Genomic DNA, 5,091 nt, shown 5'->3' with positions numbered 1-5,091 from the left:
CTTGCCTTCCGCACGACGGCGATCGAGCTTACCATTCTGGAGCGTGGCAATGCCGGCAGAATCATAACCGCGATATTCAAGTCGCTTCAGCGCATCAACCAGACGCGGTGCGACCTCGTCATTGCCGATAATGCCGATAATTCCACACATAGGGTGCTCTCCAATAAGAACTCACATAAACTGAGAGAGATTTAGGGCTAAGCAGGATTCGCTGCAATCGAGTTTTCCATGCAAGAATGGTGCACTGCAAAAAATAAGCGTAATTTGTGACCAGCCGGACGGTAATTCTCTCAAATACAACTGTAGGATAAGGTCAGAAAGAAAGCCACGGCTGAATGATTTCTCGCAGTACTGCTAGATAAGCCTCTTCACTACTCCCCGCAGCGAGATCTGCCAGTGAGGTGCAGACCAGTTGAACACTTCCTGGAATTTCGCAGTCGATAGTCGCGAGTTGGCTGGACGCATCGCCTTGGTCGGATAATCCGCAGTGGAGATATCAGTAACAGTGGCGGTTGGCCCGCCAAGTTCGGTACTCTCAGTAAATATGACGCGTGCAAAGCCACTCCAGTTCGTGTCACCCGTACCCGCCAAATGGTAAACACCATAAGCGGAGAAGTCCGACTTGGCCACCAAATGATCTGCCACCTCGATAATTGCATCAGCTATATCGAGCGCACTGGTTGGGTTGCCCCATTGATCAGAAACCACAGAGAGCGCATCGCGCGTCTCTGCGAGCTTGAGCATCGTCTTGACGAAATTCTTGCCGAAGGGGCTATAGACCCAAGCCGTTCTTAGAATGATGTGTTTTGGATTGGCTTGCGCAACCAGACGCTCACCTTCAAGCTTGGTGCTTCCATAGACACCTTGGGGGCCCGTAATGTCTGTTTCCACATAGGGTTCGCTGGCATCACCTGCGAAAACGTAATCAGTCGATATGTGTATGACAGGAACACCACAAGCCTTTGCTGCTTCAGCAACTGCTTGCGCGCCAGTTGCATTTATAGCGAGCGCTAACTCAGGCTCATCCTCAGCCAGATCGACAGCAGTATAAGCGGCAGCGGAGACGACTAAGTCGGGCTTGATCGCTGTGACAGCGCTGCGCACTGTTTCAGGTTTCGCCAAATCCAGTTCTGGACGGCCCAGTGCGATCACTTGGATATTGGGGCGTTGGGATGCTTTCTCCAAGAGACTCTGGACAACCTGTCCTTCGCGCCCGGTTACAACGATCTTCATGCTTGGGTCTCTTTTGAAACAGTGCTGCCAAGCCGCTCGCCCGCATAATTGCCGCTGCGGATCGGTTCCCACCACCATGCATTATCGAGATACCACTGAATGGTCTTATCCAGGCCAGTTTCAAAGGTTTCCTGCGGCTTCCAGCCCAATTCGCGCTCAATCTTCGATGCATCAATCGCATAACGGCGATCATGGCCGGGGCGATCTGTCACAAAGGTAATCAGATCGGCATAGTTCTTGCCATTTGCACGCGGACGCTTCTTGTCGAGAATGGCGCAGATTGTCTCAACAACGTTCAAATTGGTGCGTTCCGCGCATCCGCCAATGTTGTAGCTCTCGCCCAGCTTGCCTGTGGTCGCGACCAAAGCCAGCGCGCGTGCATGATCCTCAACATAGAGCCAGTCACGCACATTCGCACCTGCACCGTAAACCGGCAAAGGCTTCTCATCGAGCGCGTTAAGAATAACAAGCGGGATCAGCTTTTCAGGGAAATGGAACGGGCCATAATTGTTTGAGCAATTAGAGAGTACCACCGGCAAGCCATAAGTTTCATGCCATGCACGAACCAGATGATCGGATGCAGCTTTCGAAGCCGAATAGGGCGATGACGGCTGATACGGCGTTTCTTCTGTGAAGATGCCGCTATCAAATGGCAAATCGCCAAACACTTCATCCGTCGAAATATGGTGAAACCGGAACGCCGACTTGCGCGGTTCTGGCAGCTCACGCCAGTAAGCGAGAGCCGCGTTTAGCAGTCGGAAGGTACCTATAATATTTGTTTCAATAAATGCGGCCGGACCATCGATAGAGCGATCTACATGGCTTTCGGCAGCCAGATGCATGACAATATCGATATCATTGGCACGCAAAGCTTCCAAAACACCGGTGTCATCGCAGATGTCAGCTTGAAGAAAGCTGTAGTTGGGATGGTTTTCAATCTGACGCAGCGAAGCTAAATTACCAGCATAGGTTAGCTTGTCGAAATTGATAACATTGACCTTTGAATCAGCGGCTAGGTGGCGGCAAACGGCAGAACCAATGAAGCCTGCACCACCCGTAACAAGAATATTCATGTTATTCCTCAATCAAAAACTTCTGCGTCAGCAAAAAGCGGGGCTTTCTGATCCTTATCGGAAAGCTGGACGCTTGAGGACGAAATGGGCCAATCGATACCAATGGCCGGGTCATTAAATCGGATCGAGCGGTCGTGCTCGGGAGAATAATAACTCGTCACCTTATAGATAACTTCGGTATCCTCCACGAGCGTCATGAAACCATGGGCGAAACCTTGCGGCACCAGAATCTGGTTCCATTTTTTAGCAGAAACTTCCAGTGATACCCACCTGCCGAAAGTTGGCGAGCTTTTGCGAATATCAACAGCCACATCGAGAATTGAACCGCGAATGACGCGCACCAGCTTATCCTGTGCAAAAGGTGGAAGCTGATAATGTAAACCACGAACCACACCTTTTGCAGCGGAATAGGAATGATTGTCCTGAACGAAATTCAAATCAATACCCGCTTCGGCGAATGATTTCGCATTATAAGTCTCGGAGAAGAAGCCACGGTCATCACCGAATTTACGTGGGTTGATCTCCAAAACACCGTCTAAACCTAAAGATCGAACCTGCATTAATCTTTTCCCAGTTCATCAACACGTCGACGTAGATAAGCAGCATATTCAGTTTTACCAAGCTTGGCTGCTCGCTCCAATACCGCTTCGCTGCTCAGCCAACCCTTGTCTAAACCAATCTCTTCAGGGCAAGCTATTTTGATGCCCTGCCGTTTCTCAATGGTTTGAACAAATGAGGATGCTTCGTGAAGGCTGTCGTGTGTACCGGTATCCAGCCAGGCATATCCCCGTCCGAAACGTTGAACATTCAGTTCGCCTCGTTCGAGATACACGTTATTCACAGTAGTGATCTCTAGCTCCCCGCGAGCCGACGGCTTGATCGACTGTGCAATGTCGACGACTTGATTATCATAAAAATAGAGGCCAGTTACAGCCCAGTGTGACTTCGGTTTTTCAGGTTTTTCTTCAATTGAGATCGCTTGGCCGGTTTTGTTATCAAATTCCACGACACCATAGCGTTGCGGATCATCTACGCGATAAGCAAAAACTGTCCCGCCCTTCATTGACTCGGAAGAGAGCTGAGACAGCTTCGAAAGGCCGTCACCAAAGTAGATATTATCCCCAAGGATCATGGCCACGCTGTCATCGCCGATGAATTCTCGACCAATGATGAATGCTTCAGCTAGACCATTAGGATGTGCCTGCTCAGCATACGAGAAATTGATGCCGAATTCACTTCCATCGCCAAGCAGCTTTTGAAAAAGTGGTAGATCATGAGGTGTTGAGATCACAAGAATGTCTCGAATCCCGGCTAGCATCAGAACGCTTAGCGGGTAATAGATCATTGGCTTGTCGTAAATCGGCAAAATTTGCTTGGAGACAGCGATTGTCAGAGGGTACAGCCTTGTACCACTGCCACCGGCGAGAATGATTCCCTTCATACGAATTCATATCCTAACATCTTACTTCTCTCATATCGTTATTGTAGACAGACATTACGCCTAAGATGATGGCTTCGTTTTGGCGATAACCAGACTATAACGCGGAGATAAACGAAACTAAACGGTGAACAGACACTTTCAGCTTATCGTATTAATTTCAAAGCCGAACCCTACCTTGTGAACTGAGAATTAGCAGAATGAGTAATAATGTTTCAGCTACATATCAACCAACCAATAAGCAATCATTGCTGACAATTTCAATTGTCACGTTTAATCCAAATTTTGCTGAACTCGAAAAGACGTTGAATAGTCTGAAAATTGCACTCAACGGATTCGCTGATGAAACTTTCTCGATAACAGTTGTAGACAATTCCGATAGTAATGAGGTCGCATCATTTCTAATGCGCAACTACTCAGAATTGCCCCTCAAATTAATCCATGGACAAGGCAATGTTGGCTTTGGCAGAGCTCACAATATTGCTCTTCAAGAGATGGGTGAATTTCATCTCATTCTCAATCCAGACATTCAACTCGCCCAAGATGCACTTGTGAACGCTCTCGCTTTCATGCGCGAAAATGAAAACTGTGGCTTGTTAAGCCCTCATGCCTCATGGCCAGATGGGCAAAGACAATATCTTTGTAAACGATATCCTGCTGTTTTTGATTTAATACTGAGAGGATTTGCACCAAGAAAAATACGCTCGCTTTTTTCCACTCGATTGGCACGATACGAGATGCAAGCCGAAACACAAGACGTAGCTTACTGGAACCCTCCAATTGTAAGCGGGTGCTTCATGTTTTTCAAAGGCACTACGTTAAAAAATGCAGGCGGTTTTAGTGATAAGTTCTTCTTATATTTTGAAGATTTTGATCTGGCTTTGAGATCTCGTAAAATTGCCGATACGGCTTATCTGCCCACAATACGAGTAGTGCACGCAGGTGGTCACGCCTCCAAAAAAGGACTCTGGCATATAAAGGTCTTCATCCGATCTGCAATTAAGTTTTACAATACGCATGGCTTGAAATTGTTTTGATAACGAATCGGCCCCGCGCTCAAATTTATCTAACATCAGGGCTCCTGCTAACTATATGGAGAGTTTAAGCATTCAATCCGACCTGATGTGAGCCTCCTTTCGAAGGTAATTCTTATAGCGAACTCGTTGGTCGCTAGATTATCAGTGGAAAATGCAGACCGTTTTGATGTAATACTATTTCAATGCGCGGTCTTAGAGCCTGAATCATAATGAATTTAACGATATCAGGCTCTTGCGATGCGCCGCGTGAGGAAGCGTATGTTTGCGATGTAGACCCACGCTTCGGAAGAAGCGATGGTTTTCTCGAAGT

The 5,091-nt window shown here is 47.7% G+C and carries 5 protein-coding genes; 1 reads left to right on the top strand and 4 read right to left on the bottom strand.

Annotated elements, in window-relative coordinates:
- Window positions 1-354 precede the first annotated feature (354 nt).
- The 4 genes from rfbD to rfbA are packed head-to-tail and all read right to left on the bottom strand — an operon-like array spanning window position 355 to window position 3,747.
- Window positions 355-1,233 carry a dTDP-4-dehydrorhamnose reductase gene (gene rfbD / locus OIV19_RS23355; protein WP_264234285.1) on the bottom strand — a complete coding sequence of 293 codons (879 nt, stop codon included), beginning with the start codon at window positions 1,231-1,233 and terminating at the stop codon, window positions 355-357.
- The gene (rfbB, locus tag OIV19_RS23350; protein ID WP_264234283.1) at window positions 1,230-2,306 is read right to left on the bottom strand and encodes a dTDP-glucose 4,6-dehydratase; all 1,077 of its coding nucleotides are present in this window, start codon (window positions 2,304-2,306) and stop codon (window positions 1,230-1,232) included. The genes rfbD and rfbB overlap by 4 nt, the downstream gene beginning before the upstream one ends.
- Before the next feature lie 8 nt (window positions 2,307-2,314).
- Complete coding sequence (gene rfbC / locus OIV19_RS23345) at window positions 2,315-2,866, bottom strand: dTDP-4-dehydrorhamnose 3,5-epimerase (protein ID WP_264234281.1); 552 nt, start codon at window positions 2,864-2,866, stop codon at window positions 2,315-2,317.
- Complete coding sequence (gene rfbA / locus OIV19_RS23340) at window positions 2,866-3,747, bottom strand: glucose-1-phosphate thymidylyltransferase RfbA (RefSeq protein ID WP_264234279.1); 882 nt, start codon at window positions 3,745-3,747, stop codon at window positions 2,866-2,868. Before rfbA ends, rfbC begins: the two co-directional genes overlap by 1 nt.
- A 197-nt stretch (window positions 3,748-3,944) precedes the next feature.
- Here rfbA and OIV19_RS23335 point away from each other — a divergent pair, with 197 nt between their 5' ends.
- A complete protein-coding gene (locus OIV19_RS23335; RefSeq protein ID WP_264234277.1) occupies window positions 3,945-4,781 on the top strand; it encodes a glycosyltransferase family 2 protein in 837 nt (278 codons plus the stop codon).
- The last annotated feature ends 310 nt before the right edge of the window (window positions 4,782-5,091 follow it).

This window comes from Brucella sp. HL-2, assembly GCF_025846885.2.
Lineage (GTDB): Bacteria > Pseudomonadota > Alphaproteobacteria > Rhizobiales > Rhizobiaceae > Brucella > Brucella quorumnocens.
Note: the sequence above shows the minus strand (reverse complement) of the source record. Positions and strands in the feature narration are given on the sequence as shown.

Coding starts and splice junctions, on each gene's coding strand:
- rfbD (WP_264234285.1), bottom strand. CDS start 1,233: ATGAAGATCGTTGTAACCGGGCGCGAAGGACAGGTTGTCCAGAGTCTC.
- rfbB (WP_264234283.1), bottom strand. CDS start 2,306: ATGAATATTCTTGTTACGGGTGGTGCAGGCTTCATTGGTTCTGCCGTT.
- rfbC (WP_264234281.1), bottom strand. CDS start 2,866: ATGCAGGTTCGATCTTTAGGTTTAGACGGTGTTTTGGAGATCAACCCA.
- rfbA (WP_264234279.1), bottom strand. CDS start 3,747: ATGAAGGGAATCATTCTCGCCGGTGGCAGTGGTACAAGGCTGTACCCT.
- OIV19_RS23335 (WP_264234277.1), top strand. CDS start 3,945: ATGAGTAATAATGTTTCAGCTACATATCAACCAACCAATAAGCAATCA.